The 19,388-nt window shown below is 72.9% G+C and carries 16 protein-coding genes; 6 read left to right on the top strand and 10 right to left on the bottom strand.

Annotation, left to right across the window (positions count from 1 at the left end; genetic code table 11):
• Positions 1-1,215 (top strand): phosphotransferase (locus tag Q0112_RS03460; RefSeq protein WP_297971444.1); only part of this gene is annotated, 1,215 nt, incomplete at its 5' end.
• Positions 1,216-1,248: 33 nt separating this feature from the next.
• Here the strand turns inward: Q0112_RS03460 and Q0112_RS03455 are convergent.
• The 10 genes from Q0112_RS03455 to Q0112_RS03410 all read right to left on the bottom strand — a co-directional run bounded on the left by Q0112_RS03455 (position 1,249) and on the right by Q0112_RS03410 (position 13,306).
• Positions 1,249-2,937, bottom strand: a complete 1,689-nt coding sequence (locus Q0112_RS03455; protein ID WP_297971443.1) for a metallophosphoesterase — start codon at positions 2,935-2,937, stop codon at positions 1,249-1,251.
• A gap of 55 nt (positions 2,938-2,992) precedes the next feature.
• Complete coding sequence (locus tag Q0112_RS03450; protein ID WP_297971440.1) at positions 2,993-3,808, bottom strand: inositol monophosphatase family protein; 816 nt, start codon at positions 3,806-3,808, stop codon at positions 2,993-2,995.
• 4 nt (positions 3,809-3,812) lie between these two features.
• Positions 3,813-4,670 carry an inositol monophosphatase gene (locus Q0112_RS03445; RefSeq protein WP_297971437.1) on the bottom strand — a complete coding sequence of 286 codons (858 nt, stop codon included), beginning with the start codon at positions 4,668-4,670 and terminating at the stop codon, positions 3,813-3,815.
• Positions 4,667-5,473, bottom strand: coding sequence for an HAD family hydrolase (locus Q0112_RS03440; RefSeq protein WP_297971435.1), 807 nt, complete (start codon positions 5,471-5,473; stop codon positions 4,667-4,669). The genes Q0112_RS03445 and Q0112_RS03440 overlap by 4 nt, the downstream gene beginning before the upstream one ends.
• On the bottom strand, positions 5,466-6,317 hold the full coding sequence (locus tag Q0112_RS03435; protein WP_297971432.1) for an inositol monophosphatase family protein: 852 nt from the start codon (positions 6,315-6,317) through the stop codon (positions 5,466-5,468). The genes Q0112_RS03440 and Q0112_RS03435 overlap by 8 nt, the downstream gene beginning before the upstream one ends.
• A gap of 10 nt (positions 6,318-6,327) precedes the next feature.
• Positions 6,328-7,449, bottom strand: a complete 1,122-nt coding sequence (locus tag Q0112_RS03430) for an ABC transporter substrate-binding protein (protein ID WP_297971430.1) — start codon at positions 7,447-7,449, stop codon at positions 6,328-6,330.
• Between the two features lie 38 nt (positions 7,450-7,487).
• Positions 7,488-8,594 (bottom strand): ABC transporter substrate-binding protein, encoded by a 1,107-nt coding sequence (locus Q0112_RS03425; RefSeq protein WP_297971427.1) that lies wholly within the window; start codon positions 8,592-8,594, stop codon positions 7,488-7,490.
• 20 nt (positions 8,595-8,614) lie between these two features.
• Positions 8,615-9,718: an ABC transporter ATP-binding protein gene (locus Q0112_RS03420; RefSeq protein ID WP_297971425.1), complete on the bottom strand. Its 1,104-nt coding sequence runs from the start codon at positions 9,716-9,718 to the stop codon at positions 8,615-8,617.
• Between the two features lie 2 nt (positions 9,719-9,720).
• Entirely contained in the window at positions 9,721-11,553 is a 1,833-nt protein-coding gene (locus Q0112_RS03415; RefSeq protein ID WP_297971422.1) for an iron ABC transporter permease, read from the bottom strand.
• Positions 11,554-11,971: 418 nt separating this feature from the next.
• The gene (locus Q0112_RS03410) at positions 11,972-13,306 is read right to left on the bottom strand and encodes a glutamine synthetase family protein (protein WP_297971420.1); all 1,335 of its coding nucleotides are present in this window, start codon (positions 13,304-13,306) and stop codon (positions 11,972-11,974) included.
• A 118-nt stretch (positions 13,307-13,424) separates the two neighbouring features.
• On the opposite strand from Q0112_RS03410, the gene Q0112_RS03405 reads away from it, so the two are divergent.
• The 5 genes from Q0112_RS03405 to Q0112_RS03385 form a co-directional block, all read left to right on the top strand.
• Positions 13,425-14,303 carry an alpha/beta fold hydrolase gene (locus Q0112_RS03405; protein ID WP_297971417.1) on the top strand — a complete coding sequence of 293 codons (879 nt, stop codon included), beginning with the start codon at positions 13,425-13,427 and terminating at the stop codon, positions 14,301-14,303.
• A 215-nt stretch (positions 14,304-14,518) separates the two neighbouring features.
• Positions 14,519-17,275, top strand: coding sequence for a molybdopterin-dependent oxidoreductase (locus tag Q0112_RS03400; RefSeq protein WP_297971414.1), 2,757 nt, complete (start codon positions 14,519-14,521; stop codon positions 17,273-17,275).
• A 120-nt stretch (positions 17,276-17,395) separates the two neighbouring features.
• Positions 17,396-17,863 carry a PRC-barrel domain-containing protein gene (locus tag Q0112_RS03395; protein WP_297971412.1) on the top strand — a complete coding sequence of 156 codons (468 nt, stop codon included), beginning with the start codon at positions 17,396-17,398 and terminating at the stop codon, positions 17,861-17,863.
• Between the two features lie 138 nt (positions 17,864-18,001).
• Positions 18,002-18,739 carry a 4Fe-4S dicluster domain-containing protein gene (locus tag Q0112_RS03390; RefSeq protein WP_297971409.1) on the top strand — a complete coding sequence of 246 codons (738 nt, stop codon included), beginning with the start codon at positions 18,002-18,004 and terminating at the stop codon, positions 18,737-18,739.
• A gap of 16 nt (positions 18,740-18,755) precedes the next feature.
• A partial coding sequence (locus Q0112_RS03385) for a DmsC/YnfH family molybdoenzyme membrane anchor subunit (protein ID WP_297971406.1) occupies positions 18,756-19,388 on the top strand: 633 nt, incomplete at its 3' end.

Genomic DNA, 19,388 nt, shown 5'->3' with positions numbered 1-19,388 from the left:
CTCGCCGACGCCGGCAGCTTCCTAGCCCGGCTCGACGCCGACGTGCTGGCGGGCCAGCTCGCCGCCGCCCGGGCCGACGCCCTCGGCCGCGCCTTCCTCGCCGGCTACGCCGACCGCCTCTCCGCGGAAGACCTCGCCCCCTGGCGCGCCGCCGCCCTCGCCGCCCTCGCCTGCGAGCCCTTCCGCGCCCGCCGCCCCGACTGGGGCGCCGTCACCGCCAGGCTCCTCGGCCGCGCCGCCGACCTCCTCGGCCCCGCCGGCGCCCTCCCCCGCGCCCTCGACCGCGCCGGCATGGAACGGGCGATCTCGCAGGCCCTCGGCCGCCCCCTCCACCTCGACCAGCCGAAGCTCCTGCGCGAACGACCGGGCCGCCGGGCCCTCGTCGCCTACCGCGGCAGCGCCCCCGACGGCACCCCCTTCGAGGCCTACGGCAAGCTCCGCCACAAGGGGCCCGACCACCGCACCCCGGCGCTGCACCGCCGCCTCGCCGCGGCCGGCTTCCGCGGCGCAGCCGCCGTCCCCGACGTCGTCGCCGTCCTGCCCGCCGCCCACCTCTGGCTCCAGGCCCGCGTCGACGGTCCCACCCTGACCGACCTCCTCGCCCCCGGCGGCGCGCTCCCTCCGCTCGCCGCCACCGGCCGGGCACTCGCCCGCCTCCACGCCATCCCGCCCGCCGACCTCCAGCCGCCCGGCCTCCGCGCCTGGTCGATGGAGGACGAGATCGCCGTCCTCGACGACGCCCTCGCCCGCGCGGCCGCCGCCCGCCCCGAGCTCGCCCCGCGCCTCGCGGCCCTCCTCCCCCGCCTCGCCGCCCGCGCACGGCAGCTCCCGCCGGCACCGGTCACCGGCATCCACCGCGACTTCTACCCCGATCAGGTGATCGCCGGCCCGGCGACGACCTGGATCGTCGATCTCGACCTCTTCGCCCTCGGCGACCCCGCCATCGACGTCGCCAACTTCCTCGCCCACCTCCGCGAGCTCGCCCTTCGCCGCTGGGACGCGCCCGCGGCCCTCGCGCCGCAGGAGACGGCATTCCTCGACGGCTACGCCGCGCACCGCCCACTGCCCGACGCCGCCCGCCTCGAGGCCCTCGCCGCCCTCTCCCTGGCCCGTCACGTCTGGATCTCGATGCGCACCCCGGGCCGCGCCGGCCACGCCGAGGCCATCCTCTCGGCCGCCGCGACACCCGACCGGCTCGCGCCCGCAGCCCGTTAACGAAGCTTTCCAACCGGTTACCGAGAGAGGCGATTATCCTGTAAAAACAACGGCACCCCCCTCCGGGCACGCGTGCCCACCCCGTGCCGTCACCTCCCCCGTCCCGAGGTCCACGCGGAAGTCGCCGGACGGCGCGCCGTCCATGTAGCTCACGAGCATCCGCAGGAACCCGGCGACCCACGCCTCGGTCCCGCCCTCCGGCCAGCGGCGCGCCGCGAAGGCCGCCGCCAGGGCGCGGTAGCGCCCCAGGCGATCGCCGGGAATGACGGCGAGCGCCAGCTCCCGCCCCTTGCGGAGCCGATACCAGTCCTCCACCAGCGTCAGGAACGGCAGCGGCGTCACGTCCGCCGCCCCCGCGACCCGCGCCAGCTCGCCGAGGCAGAGGCACCGCGCCCGCGCCGCCATCTCCCCCGGCCATTCCCGCGGCAGGTAGCGGTCCGCCGCCAGCGCGGCCAGGTGCCGGCCGAGGAATGCCCCGAGGCTCTCGGCCGCCGCGAGCGACGCATGCCCGCCGCCCGTCCGCGCCAGCTCCGCCCGATAGGCGGCGAAGGCCAGGTCATGGCCGGGCGCCCGGTCGAGAAGCACGGTCCGGACATCGAGCGCGCCATCCTCGAAGGCGACGATCTTGTACCCCGGCGGGAAGGCGACCGTCGAAGGAACCGCCACGTTGACGAGGCCCCCGTTTACGAGACCACTGCCGCCGCCCCGCCAGAGCGCCGTCTCGTTGACGTGCAGATGCCCGCTGAAATGAACCCCGATCCCCGTCGCCGCCACGGCGCCGGCAGTCGCCGCGGTCGGCGCCCGCCGCACCAGCCCGGTCTCGCCGAAGAGCGCGACCTCGTCCGCATGCGCCGGCCCGAGCAGGTCGAGGCAGGGATAGTGCGAGAAGGCAAGAAGCCGCCGGCCGCCCGCCCGCGCCCGCGCCGCGACGTCCGCCATCCAGTCGAGCAGGAAGGGCTTCAGCCGCACCACCGCATTCCACCCCGCATCGGTGCTGTCGACGTAGCTCGCCTCGGCGGCGGGATCGGCCGCGCCGTCGCGCGGCTCGAAGACGTTGGCGTCGATCGAGAGCAGCCAGAGCCCGGGAACCGGCTCGACCAGATAGGAGGCGTCGATCATCCGCCGCACCGTGCTGCCGTCCGGCGAGCGGATCGCGAAGCTGCGGGCCGCGAGCGCATCGTCGCGCCCGAACGGGCTCTCCCAGTGCAGATGCTCCGGCCGGCGGAAGAACCCGAGTCCCGCCATCGCCGTCAGCGCCGCCTCGTAGCCGCCGCAGTACATCTCCGGCGTGACGACGCGCCCCCGCGAGGCGCCCTTCGCCGCCGCCGGATCGCTCGTCACCAGCGTGTGGCCGCCGTCGGGATCGAGGAAGCGCTTGCCCTGGTGCCGGCCGTGGATGGCGTAGAGGTCGTGGTTGCCCGGCGTCGCGAAGAAGCGCAGCCCGTGCCGCTCGCGGTAGCGGTCGAGCAGCGCCACGGCGGCGCGCATCGTCGCCGCCTGGCCGTCGTCGGTGAGATCGCCGAGCACCGCCACGAGGCGGATGCCGCGCGCGACGATATCGTCGAGGAGCGCCGGCAGCGCGGCGAAGCTCTCGTTGAAGACCCGCGTCGACTCGACGGTGTCGGCGAGGGTGCGGAGCGCGACCCCCTCGCCCCGCCCCACGCCCGGACGATGGTTGACGTCGTGGTAATGCGGATCGGCGATGACGGCGACCGGCTGCATGCTCAGCGCGCCACCCCGCCCGACCCGGGCTCGATCAGGCTGACCGCCGCGGCCCTCATGCCCGGAGCGCGAGGCCGGTGGCGGCCGCGAAGCCTTCGGCGATGCCGGGGGCGGCGGCGATCACCGGCCCGCCGCGCTCGAGCCCGCCGAGCTCGAGGAAGCGACCGACCCTGCCCCCGGCCTCCTCGACCATGAGGAGCCCGGCGAGGCAGTCCCAGGCATTCATGTGCGCCTCGGCATAGCCGTCCGAACGGCCGTCGGCGACCCAGGCGAGCCCGAGCGCGCCGGAGGCGCCCCGCCGCACGTTGGCGCCCAGCTCGAGCAGCGCCGCCATGGCCTCGAGGTAGCGCGCGTTCGGCACCCGGTTCGACCAGCCGAGCTCGACGCAGGCCGCCGCGAAGTCGCTGGTGGCGGCAACCCGGACCGGCGCGCCGTTCCGCACCACCCCCGCCCCGCGGCGCGCGAAGTGCAGCTCGCCGAGCACCGGGTTGCAGATCGCGCCGATCTCGGTCGCGCCGTCGCGGACGAAGGCGATCGAGACGCAGAAGTGCGGCACGCCGCGGGCGAAGTTGGCGGTGCCGTCGATCGGGTCGACCACCCAGGTCTCCCGGCCGGGTCGCCCGCCGCCCTCCTCGCCGAGGAAGGCGTCGCCCGGGAAGGCCGCGGCGATCGCGGCGCGGAGGTGGTCCTCGACCGCCGCGTCGGTCTCGGTCAGGAAGTCCTGCGCCCCCTTCAGGCGAAAGCTCCGGTCGGCCCGGCCGAGGCCCTCGAGCGCGATCCTGCCCGCCGAGAGCGCCAGGTCGCGGCAGAGGTCGGCGCGGGCATCGAGGTCGGAGGGGTCCGGGCCGGCGGTGCGGAGGTCGATGTTCATGGGATCACGCCACTGAGGAAACTCTGGAAGCCGCCGCGATGCGGCCTTCGGAAATCGCGTCCGCCACCCGGTCGAGCGTCGGATAGGCCGCGCCGGCGCCGGTCGCCACGTAGCCGGGGCAGAGATGCGCCGGGGCGTCGCGCGGCACCTTGCCCTGGGAAAGCGGGCGGTAGCGGCCGCCGGCCTGCCGCAGGATCAGGATGGCGGCGGTGACGTCCCAGGGGTTGACGCCGAAGCCGCAGGCGGCGTCGGCCCAGCCGGCGGCGACCTGGGCGATGGAGAGGGCGGCGCTGCCGGGGCGGCGGAGCGTCGAGAAGGTCTCGACCAGCTCGCCGAATCCGGCCAGCGCCCGCTCGCGCCCGTCGAGGCGGAAGTCGCGGGAGACCGGATAGCCGGTGATGAGCGCCGCCCGCCGCTCGTCGGGGACGGCCTGGGAGCGGATCGGGGCGCCGTTCAGCCACGCCCCGCCGGCATCGGCCTCGAAGAGGTTGCCGCCGACCGGGTCGAGGATGGCGCCGGCGACGATCTCCCCCTCCACCACCGCCCCGACCGAGATGCACCAGGAGGCGAGGCCGCGGGCGAAGTTGGCGGTGCCGTCGATCGGGTCGACGTACCAGGCCACCCGGCCCGCGCCCTGCGGGCCGTCCTCCTCGCCGACGATGCTCGAGTCGGGGACGCGGGCGAGGATGAAGCCGCGGATCGTCGCCTCCGCCTCGCGGTCGTGCCGGGTGACGAGGTCGTGCAGGTCGGCCTTGTAGTCGATCGCCATCGCCGAGCGGAAGGCGGCGAGGAGCGGCGCTCGCACCGCGGTCGCCGCCCCGGCCGCGACGGCGCGCAGCTCGCCCGCCTCCGCCGGGGTCACGCCGCAGCCTCGCGCAGCGCCGCCTCGAAGAGGGCGAGCAGGCCGTTCGGATCGGCGACGATGGCGTCGGGCCGGAGCTCGAGCTCATAGGGCAGCTCCCAGGTGCCCTGCGCCTCCATCAGGATGTTGCCGCCGATCCCGGCGCGGCGGCCGCAGAGGACGTCGCGGTCGAAGTTGTCGCCGACATACCAGGCCTCGCCCGGAGCGACGCCGAGCGCGCGCGCGGCGAGCAGGATCATCTCCGGGTTGGGCTTGCGGACGCGGGCCTCGTCGCTGTGGATCATCACCGCGAAGCGGCGGGTCATCCCGTGCTCGGCCAGCCAGTCGAGATGCACCTGGCCTGAGAGCGCGTTGCTGACGATGCCGACGGGGATGCCGGCGGCGTCGGCCGCATCGAGCAGCGCGGCCATCCCCGGGCGGAGACGCCGCTCGCTCTTCAGGTGGCCCATGCGCCGGCAGAGCTCGGCGGCATCGGCCACCACCGCCTCGCGGGCGGCGGCGGGCCAGTCGGCGGCCACGAAGTCGCCCCAGAACTCGGCGTGGGTAAGCTCGCGCGGGGCGAAGGGCCGCGACATGGCGTCCTTCCAGCGCGAGTCGGCGCGGGCGCCGAAGCCGATGTCGCGCTCGATCTGCGCGGGATCGGGCGCCCCGGCGATGCCGGCCAGCCGCAGGGCGACCTCGGCCGCGAGCGTCCCCTCCCAGCCCGGCACCTTGGCCGTCTCGACGATGACCCCGCCGAAGTCGAGCAGCAGCGCCCGCGGCGGCGGAAGCTTGCGGCCGGAAAGGGCTCGGGAATCAGGCATCGGCGGCCTCCAGATCGGCCCGCACCGGCAGGCGCGAGGAAACTTCGCGGGCGACCCGGTCGAGGGTCGGATAGACCGCGCCGGCACCGACGCCGTAGTAGTCATCGGCGTGCTGCTGCGCCGGCAGCGCCTCGCCGCGCGAGAGCGCCACGAACCGCCCGCCGGCGCGCTCGAGGATCAGCGCCCCGGCGGCGATGTCCCAGGGATTGGTCATGAAGCCGAGCGTGGCGTCGGCCCAGCCGGCGGCCACCCAGGCGAGCTGCAGCGCCCCGCTGCCGGGATCGCGCAGCGACAGGAAGGCCTCGGCGAGCGCGCGGTGCGGGGCGGATGCGGCTCCGCCCAGCGCCGCATAGTGCCGGGCGACCGGGAAGCTCGTCAGCAGCACCGCCTCCTCCTCCCGCGCGCGGGCGCCGGCGGCGAGCGGCGCCGCGCCGAGCCAGGCGCCCGAGAGGTCGGCCCGGAAGGTCTCGCCCGTCAGCGGCGCATGCACGACGCCCGCGACCAGCGCGCCGTCCACCTCGGCGGCGATCGACACGCACCAGCTCGGCAGGCCGCGGGCGAAGTTGGTCGTGCCGTCGATCGGGTCGACGTACCAGACCACCCTGCCCTCGCCCTGCCGCCCGCCCTCCTCGCCGACGATCACCGAAGCCGGCACGGCGCCGCGAATCGACCGCGCGATCGCCGCCTCCGAGGCGCGGTCGTGCCGGGTGACGATGTCGTGCAGGTCGCGCTTGGTCGCGATCTCCATCGCCGAGCGGAAGGCGGCGCGCAGCATCGGCGACACCTCCAGCGCCGCCGCCTCGGCGACCCGCATCAGCTCTCCGCTCTCGGCGTGGGTGGTCATCGTCCGTCGCTCACTTCCTGTAGTTCACCCGCCAGAAGTCCTGCCAGTCCTGGCGCATGTCCCAGTCGTCGAGCGCGGTCGAGGCGTCGTACTGCTCGAGCCGGTCGAGCACCTCGCCGATCCCCGACGGCTCGTCCGCCGGCAACCCGATGTCGGGGTTGGTCGGCAGCTTGCCGTCGACGACCTGCGGCGCGATGCCCTCCGGCGTCAGGATGTAGTGGATGAAGAGCCTCGCCGCGTTCGGGCTGTCGGTGCCGCTCGCGATCAGCCCGAGCTTGGTGTAGGTCCAGCCCGGCCAGGGCCCGAGGTCCTTGCAGAGCCCGAGCTTGTAGCCCTTGTCGGCATTGTCGCGGAACTTGGCCGAGCTGAGCAGGCCGAAGAACGGCTCCGCCTGCCCGGGCGCGCCCACCGCCTCGGAGATCGCATCGTCCGAATCGGCCAGGAGCGGCCCGTTCGCCGCGAAGGCCTTCACCCAGGCGGCCGTCGCGCTCTCCTCGCTACGGTCGAGCTCGGCGCCGAACTGCGTCTCGTAGGCGGCCGCCATCGCGTCGTCGTGGTGCATCTCGGTCTGGTTGAACCAATCCGGATAGGTCGGCTTGGAGAGCGGGTCGTAGAAGGCGACCTTGCCCTTCCACTCCGGCAGCGTCAGCTCCCAGAGGTTCTTCACCGGGCATTCGTCGTGGACCTCGGTATTGTAGGCCCAGACGCTGGCGTTGGTGCTGATGGCGAGCGGGTCCTGGAACTTCGCCGGGATCTTCTCCGCCATGTCGGGCGGCACCCAGCTCTCGACGAAGCCCTCGGGCAGCAGCTGCGCCAGCCCCGCGGGGGCGTCGGTGATGAGCACGACATCGCCCTGGACGTTCTTCGCCTGCGCCTCGCGGATGATCATCTCGAGCTGGCTCGAGGCCGAGACCTTCTCGCCGGTCGCCTGCACCCCGTACTTCCGGGTGAAGTTCTCGGCCATCTCCACGATCTTGCCGGTCGAATCGTAGATCGTGATCGGCGGCTCGGCCTTGGCCGCCGTCACCAGCGCGTCGAGATCGAACGCCTCGGCGGCGGCCGGCCCGGCCAGGGCCGCCGCGGCGAGGAGCGCGGCGGCCGAGGCTGCGGCTTTCAGGCACTGCGTCTGCATCTCCATTCCTCCTTTGGCTCGGCCGTTCCGGCGCGCGTTCACTTCACGTAGCTGACCCGCCAGAGATCCTGCCAGTCCTGCCGGGCGTCCCAGTCCTCGGCAGCGCTCGACGGGTCGTAGGGGAACATCTGCTCGACGACCCCGGCGATGCCCGAGGGCTCGTCATCCGGCAGCTTCGCGTCGGCGTTGGTCGACATCTTGCCGTCCTCGGCCTGCGGCGCGATCCCCTCCTCGGTCAGCAGGTAGCGGACGAAGAGCTTGGCTGCGTTCGGGCTGTCGGTGCCCGCCGCGATCAGCCCGAGGCTCGGATAGAGCCAGCCGGCCCAGGGCTGCATGCCGGCGCAGATGCCGAGCTTCGCCCCCGCCTCGGTGTTGTTGCGGAACTTGGCCGAGCTCATCATCCCGACGAAGGGATCGGCCTGGCCGGGCGCCCCCACCGCCTGCGCCGCCGCCTCGTCGGCATCGGTCAGCAGCGGCCCGTTCGCCGCCAGGGCGGCGACCCAGGCGGCGGTCGCGCTCGCCTCGTCGGTCTCGAGCGGCTTGCCGTAGCGCGCCTCGTAGGCCTTGGCGACGGCCTCGTCGCCATGGGTCGCCATCTGGTTGAACCAGTCGATGTAGGAGGCCTTGCCGATCGGATCCTGCAGCGCGACCTTGCCCTTCCACTCCGGCTCGGTCAGCTGCCAGATATTCTCGATCGGGCAAGTCTCGTGCGCCTCGGTGTTGTAGGCCCAGACGTTCGCCTCGTTGGCGATGACGAGCGGATCCCGGTAGCGCGCGTCGATGCTGTCGGCGAGATCCGGCGGCACCCAGCTCGTCACGAACCCCTCGGGCAGCAGCTGCGCCGCGCCGGCGGCGACGTCGCTGATCTGCAGCACGTCGCCCTGGACGTTGCCGGCCTGCGCCTCGCGGATCACCATCTCGAGCTGCGCCGCGGCGTTCGCCTTGGTGCCGGTCGCCTCGATGCCGTACTTCTTCGAGAAGGCCTCGGCCTGCTCCACGATCTTGCCGGTGTTCGAATAGACCTGCAACGGCGGCTCGGCCTCGGCCGCGGCGACCAGCGCCTGCAGGTCGAACTCCTCCGCCACCGCCATCCCGCCGAAGGCGGCGAGCAAGGCCGCCGCCGAAACCCCGAGCATCCTGCGCATGACCTTTCCTCCCTTGTCGCTCAATTCATCCTGCCATGGGCAAAGGCCGCATCCGCCACGGCGGACCGGCTTCCGTCCCGATCGAAGACGTGCAGCGCCTCCGGCCTGACGGCGAAGCGCACCCGCTCGCCCGGCCCGACCTCGGGCGGCTGGTGCGTCGTCAGGAAGAGCTTCGCCCCGTCGCTCTCCAGCTCGACGATCCAGCTCCCGCCCGTCGGCAGCACGCCCGTCACCTCGGCCGGCCCGGCGAAGTCCCCGGCCTCGCCGCCGAGGCGGATCGCCTCCGGCCGCAGGCCGACCGCCCCCGCGTCCGGCGACCGCTCGCCGAGGAAGCGGCGCGCCGACACGGCGAGCGGCGTTCCCGCCGCGAGGTCGATCATGTTGATCGGCGGATTGCCGACGAACTGGGCGACGAAGCGGTTCGCCGGCCGGTCGTAGATCTCGTTCGGGCTTCCCACCTGCTGCAGCCGCCCCTGGCTCATCACCGCGATCGTCGTCGCCAGCGTCATCGCCTCCCACTGGTCGTGGGTGACGAAGACGATGGTGGTGCCGAACTCGCGGTGCAGCCGCTTCAGCTCGGCCCGCATCTCGAGGCGCAGCGCCGCGTCGAGGTTCGAGAGCGGCTCGTCGAGCAGCAGCACCTCCGGGTTCACCGCCAGCATCCGCGCCAGCGCCACCCGCTGCTGCTGGCCGCCGGAAAGCTGCGAGGGATAGCGGTCGCGGTAGGCCTCGATCCCGAGCGTCTTCATCACGCGCGTCACCCGCGCCTCCCGCTCGGCGCGCGGCACGTTGCGCAGCCTCAGCCCGAAGTCGGTATTGCGCTCGATCGTCAGGTGCGGCCAGAGCGCGTAGCTCTGGAAGACGAGCCCCATCTGCCGCTTCTCGGGCGGCACGAAGACCCCCTCGCCCACCGAGTCGACCACCCGCGCGCCGACGCGGATCTCGCCGTCGCTCAGGTGCTCGAGCCCGGCGATCATCCGGAGCGTCGTGGTCTTGCCGCAGCCCGAGGGCCCGAGCAGGCACATGAACTCGCCGTCGGCGATCTCGAGGTCGAGCGCCTCGACCGCGTTCGGCCCGCCCCCGCCGTAGCTCTTGCGCACGCCCATGAGGTTGATCCGCGGCATCCTCAGCCTCCCAGGCCCTCTGCCAGGTTGCTCCTGGTCAGCTTCTGTCCGAGCAGCGCGCCGAAATAGGCGAGCGCCGCGATGATGAGGACGACGGCGTTGGCCGCCTGCGTATAGTGGTAGTCGACGAGCCGCAGCGAGAAGGTCGTCAGCACGTCGGTGCTCGGCACCGCCAGCACGACGAAGAGGCTGAGCCCCTTGATCCCGGAGATGAAGGGCAGCAGCACGCCGGTCGTCAGCGCGCCCTTCTGGATCGGGATGACGATCGAGACCATCCGCCGCAGCCAGCCGGCGCCCGCCACCTGCGCCGCCTCCTCCGGGTCCTTGCCGAGCTGCGTCATCGCCGCGATGCCCGCCCGCGAGGCATAGGGCATCTGGTCGGCGATCAGCGCCAGCATCAGGATGACCCAGGTGCCGTAGAGCGCCGGGATCGGCCCGCGCGGCACCGCGAAGAGCGAGAGATAGGCGGTGGCGAAGGCGATCCCCGGCACCAGGTAGGGCAGGAAGGTCACCTGCCTCAGGAAGGTCCCGAGCGGCCGGAACGGCGTGCGCACCACGACATAGCCGACCAGCAGCCCGAGCAGCCCCGAGGTCAGCGAGGCGATGCCGACGATGCGCAGGCTGTTCCAGGCCGCGTTCCAGAGGTCGGGCGAGAGCAGGATCCCGGTCTGCAGCGCCACGGTGTTGAGCCCGGTCCCGATCCAGTAGTCGAGGGTGAAGTTGTCGAGCGCGAACCGCCCCGGCACCTTCATCACCGTCGAGAGCGCGAGCGTCAGCAGCGGCAGCCCGACCGAGAGCGCGAACATCAGCGCCGCGAACCCCGTCGCCCCCCAGCGCCAGCCCCCGAGCGGGCTCAGCCGGTCCATCGACCCCTTCGAGCCGACCGTCACGAACCGCCGCGCCTCGCGCATCAGCCAGGCGTCGATCGTTAGCGTGATGACCCCGATCAGCATGATCGCCCCCGCCAGCACCGCCGCGACCCCCGACTGCCGCGAGGCGATGTTCTGGTAGAGCGAGGTCGCCAGCGTGTCGAAGGCGACCGGCAGCCCGAGCACGTAGGGCACGCCGAACTCGCCGAGGCACTTGGCGAAGATCAGCACCATCGCCGACATCAGCGCCGGCCGCATCAAGGGCAGCACGACCTGCCGCATCACCGTCAGCCGCCCGGCCCCGAGGATGCGCGCCGAATCCTCGAGCTGGCTGTCGAACCGCCTGAGCGCGTTGCCGAAGAGCAGGATCACGAAGGGCGCATAGTGCAGCGCCAGGATGATCGTCACCGGCACCCGCCCGTAGGCCAGCCAGTCCGGCGGCGCGAAGCCCAGCGTCTCGAGCCACCCCGCCTGCCCGCCCACGGTGCGGTTCTTGAACAGCGTCGTCCAGGCCAGCGCGAAGGTCCAGGCCGGCAGCATGTAGGGCACGATCAGCGCCGTCGCGAACCACCGGCGCCCGAACATGTCGGTCCGCGCCAGCAGCCGGGCCGGAGTGCCCCCCACCGCCATCGCCAGCACGATCGCCCCGAGCGCGACGGTCAGCGTGTTGACGAGCGGCCCCCAGAAGAGATGGTGCGCCACCCGCGAGCCGAATGTCCGCTCGAGATAGTACCAGGTGAAGCTGCCGACCTCCGCCCCGGTCCGCCGCTGGTCGCCGAGCTGCACCTGCACCGCGTCGAAGAGCAGCGAGACGATCGGCACCACGATCAGATAGGCGAAGAGCGCCGCCATCAGCAGGCCGATCAGCGTCGTCGGCTCGCTGGCCGCGATCCGCAGCCGATAGCGCAGCCGCCGCGCCGGCGCCGCGGCCTTCGCCCCGGTCCTGTCCGGCGACGTCACGCTCACCGGGCCGATCCGTCAACGGGTGAAGCCAGCCATCCGCGCAAGCGTCTCTCCCACCACGCCGGGGTCTTGCGCCCCTTTCGCCCGACGCTCCCACAGCCCGCGCCCGCGAGTCAACAGCCAATGCACACCTGTGCACAACAACCTGCAACGACCCTGCCCCGCCGCGCCCTCCAGCGGCAAAGCCCGATGTTGCACGCGCGTGCAGACCTCAGCCGAGGCGCAAGCCGCCCGGGTCGGGCTGGTCGACGAGCGATGATTTTTCCGTCGAGGCGCACAGGGTCAACGCCGCCCGGCGAAGCCGCCGCACGGGCCCGCAGCGCGCGCGAAGCTGTCAATACGTTGTATAGACGGAAAATTCCATTAGCAATTTCAATGGCCTGCAGGGTGGGCACACGTGCGCGCCGTGCGCCCGCACGCTTCAGACCGTCTCGAGGTAGGTCTCGTGCTCGAACGGGCTGATCTGCTGCGAGAAGACCTGCAGCTCCTGCTTCTTCATCCCGACGAAGGCGTCGCGGAGCACCGGGTCGAAGATCTTCCCCATCGCCTCGCTCCGCTCGAAGCTCTCGATCGCCTGCTTCCAGTCGATCGGCAGCGCCTCCTCGGCGCTCACCATCGGCGCCGGCGGCTCGATCCGCCGCTCGATCCCCTCGAGCCCCGCCCCGAGGATCGCCGCCAGCACCAGGTAGGGGTTCGCGTCCGCCCCCGCCACCCGGTGCTCGATCCGCCGCGCCGCGTTCGGCCCGCCCGGGATCCTGACCGCCGCCGCCCGCGTCTCGTAGCCCCAGCAGGCCTCGCTCGCCACATGCGCGTTCGGCGTCAGCCGCCGGTAGGAGTTGCGGTGCGGCGCGAAGATCAGGCTCGACGCCCGCATCAGCGACAGCACCCCCCCGACCGCGTGCCGCATCGTCTCCGACCCCTCCGGCGTCCCGCTGTCGAAGACGTTGCGCCCCTCGCGGTCGAGCAGGCTGAAATGGACGTGGAACCCGTTCCCCGCCCGGTCGAGGAAGGGCTTGGCCATGAAGGAGGCGGCCAGTTCGTACTTCCGCGCGATCCCCTTCACGAACCGCTTGAAGTAGAGCGCGTCGTCCGCCGCCTTCAGCGGGTCGGGGACGTGCAGGAGGTTGATCTCGAACTGCCCTCCCCCGTTCTCCGAGATCGCGCTGTCGACCGGCACGTCATGCGCGTCGCAGGCGCCATAGACGTCGGTGAAGAAGGCCTCGAAATGGTCGAGATCGTCGATCGACAGCGCCCCGTCCCCGTCGAGGAACTTGTGCGTCACCGGCGACCGCGGCGGCGTCGGCACCTCGCCCGTGGTGTCGACGAGGTAGAACTCGAGCTCGGTCGCCACCACCGGCGTCAGCCCCTTGGCCGCATACCGCTCGCAGACCGCCGCCAGCGCCCGTCGCGGGTCGCCGAGGTACGGCGAGCCGTCCTCGTTCAGCATCCAGAGCGGCAGCAGTGCCGTGGGGGAGCCGAGCCAGTTCATCGGCAGGAACCCCCGCCCCGTCGGCTCGCAGCGGCCGTCGATGTCGCCCTGCTGAAAGACCAGCGGGTTGCCCTTCACGTCCTCGCCCCAGATGTCGAGGCAGGTGATCGAATACGGCATCCGCATCTCCCCCCCGAGCACCTTCTCCGCCTGCACCACCGGCACCCGCTTGCCCCTGAGGATGCCGTTGAGGTCGCAGACCGCCGCCCTGAGGCTGGTGATGTCAGGCCGCCCCTCGAGCCAGGCCAGGGCCTCGTCCGTGTTCACGATCGTCTCTCCCGAATATCGCTGCCTGCTACCACGCGCCCCATGGCCTCGCCAGCCCCCATGCCGACGGACACCCTGCGTCCTTGTCCCGGCCGCGGCCGCGCTTACTCTTTCCCGGATGTCGCCCGTCCGTCTTGCCCTCCTGCTCCTCCTCGCCGCCTGCGCCCGCGCGCCGGCGCCGACGCCGGGCGAGGCGCTGCCGCTCCACTACTGGCCGGCCAGGGGCGAGACGCGGGCGGTCATCCTGGCGCTGCACGGGTTCGGCGACACCGGAGATCTCGCCTACGAGGACGCGGCGCGGGCCTGGTCCGCCCGCGGCATCGCCGTCTACGCTCCCGACCAGCGCGGCTTCGGCGGCACCGCCAGCCGCCACGACTGGCCCGGCGTCGACGCACTGGCGCAGGACGCCGTCGCCATGTCGCATCATCTGCGCGCCCACTACCCGGATGTTCCGCTGGTGGTGATCGGCCACTCCATGGGTGGCGGGATCGCGCTGGCGGCGGCCGCCGAGGGGCTGGAGGCCGACGCCCTCGTCCTCGTCGGCCCGGCCATCGCCGGCGGCGACGCGCTCAACCCGCTCTACCGGACCGCCGCCCGGATCGCGGCGGCGGCGGTGCCCGAGCGGCGCTGGACCGGCGGGGGGCTCATCACCATCCGTCCGACCGACAACCCCGAGGCCATCGCCCGCGCCGTCGCCGACCCGCGCCACATCGGCGACCCGACCAGCCGCGAGCTCTACGGCCTCGTCGAGCTGATGGACCGGGCGGCGGCCGTGGCGCCGGTGGTGACGATCCCGACCCTCACGCTCATGGGGGCCCGCGACGAGGTGCTGACCCCCGCCCAGGTCCGCCGGGTCGAGGAGCGCATCCCCGGCCGCGTCGGCTACGTCCTCTACCCGGACGGCTGGCACTGGCTCTTCCGCGACCTGCAGGCCCCGCGGGTCTGGCAGGACGTCGGCGACTTCGTCCTCTCGGCCCGGCGGCCCTCGGGGGGGTGAATCGGGATCGAGGGAATTCCGGTCTTGTTAACAGCGACTTGGGTGGACTGGAATGCGGCTGGAAGGAGGCTGGAGAGCGGCCATACGAATTGCGGCCGCGACGAGAGGTTAACGCGGGGGGGCGCACGACAGGACCGAGCCATTCACCCGGAGAAACGCATGAGGGCTTGCCAGTTCCGCCCATCCCCTGCGAGCATCGCCCGAGGGAGGAGAGCTTGCCCGCCGATCCAGCACCCGAGGTCTCCGACGAGATCCGCAAGACCACCTGCTACATGTGCGCCTGCCGCTGCGGCATCGACGTGCACATGCAGGGCGGGCGTGTGAAGCACATAGAGGGCAACCGCGACCATCCGGTCAACCGCGGGGTCCTCTGCGCCAAGGGCGCGGCCGGGATCATGCAGCACCGCTCGCCCGCCCGGCTGCGCGCGCCGCTCAGGCGCACCGGGCCGCGCGGCTCGGGCGAATTCAGGGAGATCGGCTGGGACGAGGCGCTGGGCATCGCCACCAACTGGCTCGCGCCGGTGCGCGAAAAGCATCCCGAGCGGCTGGCCTTCTTCACCGGCCGCGACCAGTCGCAGTCCTTCACCGGCTGGTGGGCGCAGCAGTACGGCACGCCGAACCATGCCGCGCATGGCGGCTTCTGCTCGGTCAGCATGGCGGCGGCGGGGATCTACACCCTCGGCGGCGCCTTCTGGGAGTTCGGCGCGCCGGACTGGGAGCGGACGAAACTCCTCCTCCTCTTCGGCGTGGCGGAGGACCACGATTCCAACCCGATCAAGATCGGCCTCGGCAAGCTGAAGGCCCGCGGCGCGCGCGTCGTCTCGATCAACCCGGTGCGGACCGGCTATTCCGCGATCGCCGACCAGTGGATCGGGATCGCCCCGGGGACCGACGGGCTCCTCGTCCTCAGCCTCGTGCACGTGCTGATGACGGCCGGCCGGATCGACCTGCCCTATCTGCTCGCCTTCACCAACGTCGCGCATCTCGTCGACCAGGATCCGCGCTCGCCGGGCTTCGGCGGCTTCCTGCGCGACGAGGAGGGGCGCGAGCTCGTCTGGGACCCGGAGCGGCACCGGGCCGTGCCCTGGGACGCGGCGGGCGTCCGGCCCGCGCTCGCCGGCACCTTCAACGTCGGCCCGACCCATGCCAAGCCGGTCTTCCAGCTGATGGCGGAGGCCTATCTCGACCCGGCGCTGGCGCCCGAGGCGGTGGGGCCGGCCTGCGGCGTCCCGGCGGAGGAGATCCGCCGGCTGGCGGCGCTCCTCGCCCGGACCGCCTTCGAGGAGGAAATCACCCTCGAGCGGCCGTGGACGGACTTCCGCGGCCGCCGCCACGAGCGGATGGTCGGCCGGCCCGTCGCCTTCCACGCCATGCGCGGCATCTCGGCGCATGCCAACGGCTTCCAGACCTGCCGGGCGATCCACCTCCTGCAGATGCTGCTCGGGACGGTCGAGACGCCGGGCGGCTTCCGCTTCAAGCCGCCCTATCCGAAGCCCCTCGCCATCCACCCCAAGCCGCACCACAAGGTGACCCCCGGCAAGCCGCTCGACGGCCCGCACCTCGGCTATCCGCGCGGGCCGGAGGATCTCGCCGTCGACGCGGAGGGGCGGCCGAAGCGCATCGACAAGGCCTTCTCCTGGGAGGCGCCGCTCGCCGCGCACGGCATGATGCACATGGTGATCGCCAACGCCGTCGCGGCCGACCCCTATCCGATCGAGGTGCTCTTCCTCTACATGGCCAACATGGCGTGGAACTCGGCGATGAACACCGCCGGGACGATGGAAATGCTCACCGCGACCGATGCTTCCGGGGAGTATCTCATCCCGCGGATCATCGTCGCCGACGCCTATGCCTCGGAGATGACCGCCTATGCCGACCTCGTCCTGCCCGACACCACCTATCTCGAGCGGCACGACTGCCTGAGCCTCCTCGACCGGCCGATCTCGGAGCCCGACGCGGCGCAGGACGCCATCCGCTGGCCGGTGGTGGCGCCCGATCGCGACGTGCGGCCGTTCCAGAGCGTGCTGCTCGATCTCGGCCACCGGCTCGGGCTGCCGGGCATGATCGAGCCCGACGGCACGCCGAGCTTCGCCGACTATGCCGACTATATCGTCCGCCACCAGCGCCGCCCCGGCGTCGGCCCCCTCGCCGGCTGGCGCGGCGAAGACGGGGCGGCGGAGGGGCGCGGGGCACCCAACCCGCAGCAGATCGACCGCTACGTCGCGAACGGCGGCTTCTGGTCCGGCCACGTCCCCGAGGAGGCGGCCTTCTTCAAGCCGTGGAACGCCGCCTACCAGGACTGGGCCGTGGCGACCGGCCTCGTCGACGCGCCGCAGCCCTTCCTCTTCCAGATCTACGCCGAGCCGCTGGCCCGCTTCCAGGCCGCGGCGCTCGGCAAGGGCGCGCAGCAGCCGCCGGAGCATCTGCGCGACACGCTGGCCCGCGCCATGGCGCCGCTCCCGGTCTGGTATCCCGCGCCGGACGAAACGGAGGCGGACGACTATCCGCTGCACGCCATCACCCAGCGGCCGGCGGCGATGTATCACTCCTGGGGCGCGCAGAACGCCTGGCTGCGGCAGATCCACGGCGAGAACCCGCTCTACGTCCCGGGCGCCGTCTGGGAGGCGCTCGGGTTCGAGGCGGGCGACTGGGCCGACGTCGTCTCGCCGCACGGCCGGATCAGCGTGCCGGTCGCGCGCATGGATGCGCTCAACCCGATGACCGTCTGGACCTGGAACGCCATCGGCAAGCGCCCCGGCGCCTGGGCGCTCGACCCGCGCGCGCCGGAGGCGACGCGCGGCTTCCTCCTCAACCATCTGATCCCCGAGCGCCGCCGCGACGGCACGGCGAACTCCGATCCGGTCACCGGCCAGGCCGCCTGGTACGATCTCCGCGTCCGCCTGGAGCGGGTGCCGGCGCGCAGCCGCTCGGAGCCGCGGTTTCCGCCGCAGGCAGTGCTCGTCCCGCGCTGACGAGGGGCCCGCGAACGTGGGGCGCCGCGGGAACTCGGCAGGGGGGCCGGGCGTTTCTGCCATGCAACCCGGCGGCGAGATGCATCGGCCGCCGCAGACAATGCGCGAAAGGAACGACACATGCTGAAGCCCCTGCTCGCAAGCGCCGCTCTCGGCGCCCTGATCGCCACCGGCGCCCTGGCGCAGAACGAGGCGCCCGCGGCCGATCCCGCCCCCGGGACGACCGCCCCCGCACCCGAAACGATGGCCCCGGCCGAGCCCGCGCCGCTGACCGGGGACTGGGTGACGGACGAGAACTTCACGCCGGTCGAGGTCGCGCAGCTGACCGCCGACCAGATCATCGGCGCCGACATCCGCAGCAGCGAAGGCGAGGTGATCGCATCGGTCGAGGACGTCGTCCTCGGCGCCGACGGCAAGGCGGAGAGCGTGGCCGCGAAGTTCGGCGGCTTCCTCGGGTTCGGCTCCAATACCGTGCTGCTCGCGCTCGACGAGGTCGAGTTCATGCAGAACGACTCCGGCCGGGTGGTGCTGCGCACCTCGCTCACGCCCGAGGCGCTGGAGGGCCGGCCGGACTATGTGAAGAGCTGACGCCACGCGGCAGCCGGAGAAAGTTGGACCGCCGCCTCGTTGCGGCGGTCCTTTCCGTGCCCCGCATCCGCCTCTAAGCTGGGCCGGAGCCGATGCAGGGAGCCACCACGCCATGGATCGATCCGCGGACCTCTCCGCATGACCTCGCTGCCCGCCTCGACCGAGCGGGCGCTCGGGCTCGTCATCGACCTCGACACCTGCGTCGGCTGCCACGCCTGCGTCGTGGCCTGCAAGGAGTGGAACACGACGAGCGGACCCTGCGCGCCGCTCTCGGACCGCGACCCCTACGGGCCGGAGCCCGATGGCGCCTTTCTCAATCACGTCCACGGCTTCGAGGCCGTTCCCGATGACGGACCGGCGCGCGTCGTCCATTTCCCGAAGTCCTGCCTGCATTGCGCGGATGCGCCCTGCGTCACCGTCTGCCCGACGGGGGCGAGCCTGAAGCGCGCATCGGACGGCATCGTGCTGGTCAACGAGGCGGACTGCATCGGCTGCGGCCTCTGCGCCTGGGCCTGCCCCTACGGCGCGCGGGAGCTCGATCCGTCGCAGGGGGTGATGAAGAAGTGCACCCTCTGCTACGACCGGATCGAGAACCCCTCGCTGCCGGAGGTGGACCGCATCCCCGCCTGCGTCCGGACCTGCCCGACCGGCGCGCGGCATTTCGGCGACCTCGGCGACCCCGGGAGCGCGGTGTCGCGGCTGGTCGCCAGCCGGGGCGGCTTCGATCTCATGCCCGAGCAGCGCACCCGGCCGACCAACAAGTACCTGCCGCCGCGAGAGCGCGACGTCGACCTGCTCGCGCCGCTGCTCGAGCCGCTGCCGGAGGCCGAGGGCGGCTTCCTCGGCTGGCTCGACCGGGCGCTCGCGCGCCTCTAGGGCCGCTCCGGCCGGCATGCACCCCACCCCGTCGATCATCGCCTTCACCACGCTCTCCGGGCTCGGCTTCGGGCTGATGGCCTGGCTCGGCGTCGGCGACGCGGCGGTCGGGCAGCTCCACGCGCTCGCGATCTCGACGCTGGCCGCCGGCCTCGCCGCGGCGGGCCTGCTCGCGAGCCTCCTTCACCTCGGCCAGCCGCGCCGGTTCCTCAAGGCCTTCAGCCAGTGGCGCAGCTCCTGGTTGAGCCGCGAGGCGATCCTCGCCGTCGCCACCCTCCTCCTCTTCACGCTCTTCGCGGCGGTCTGGGGGCTTCTCGGCATCCGCTCCCGCTGGATCGGGGTGCCGGCCGGCGCGGCCGCCATGGCGACCGTCGTCGCGACCTCGATGATCTATGCCCAGCTGCGCAGCGTGCCGCGCTGGCGCTCGCCGCTCACGCCGCTCCTCTTCCTGCTTCCCGCGCTGGCCGGCGGCGGGCTGCTCGCCGGCGAAGCGCGCCCGGCGGCCTGGCTCCTCGCCGCCTTCGGGCTCGTCCAGGTCGCGAGCTGGATCCGCGGCGACGGCAGCCTCGCCCGGAGCGGGACGACGATCGCCACCGCCACCGGCCTCGGGGCGCTCGGGCGGGTGCGGCTCTTCGCCCCGCCGCACACC

It is taken from the genome of uncultured Amaricoccus sp. (assembly GCF_937858865.1).
Taxonomy (GTDB): domain Bacteria; phylum Pseudomonadota; class Alphaproteobacteria; order Rhodobacterales; family Rhodobacteraceae; genus Amaricoccus.
Note: the sequence above shows the minus strand (reverse complement) of the source record. Positions and strands in the feature narration are given on the sequence as shown.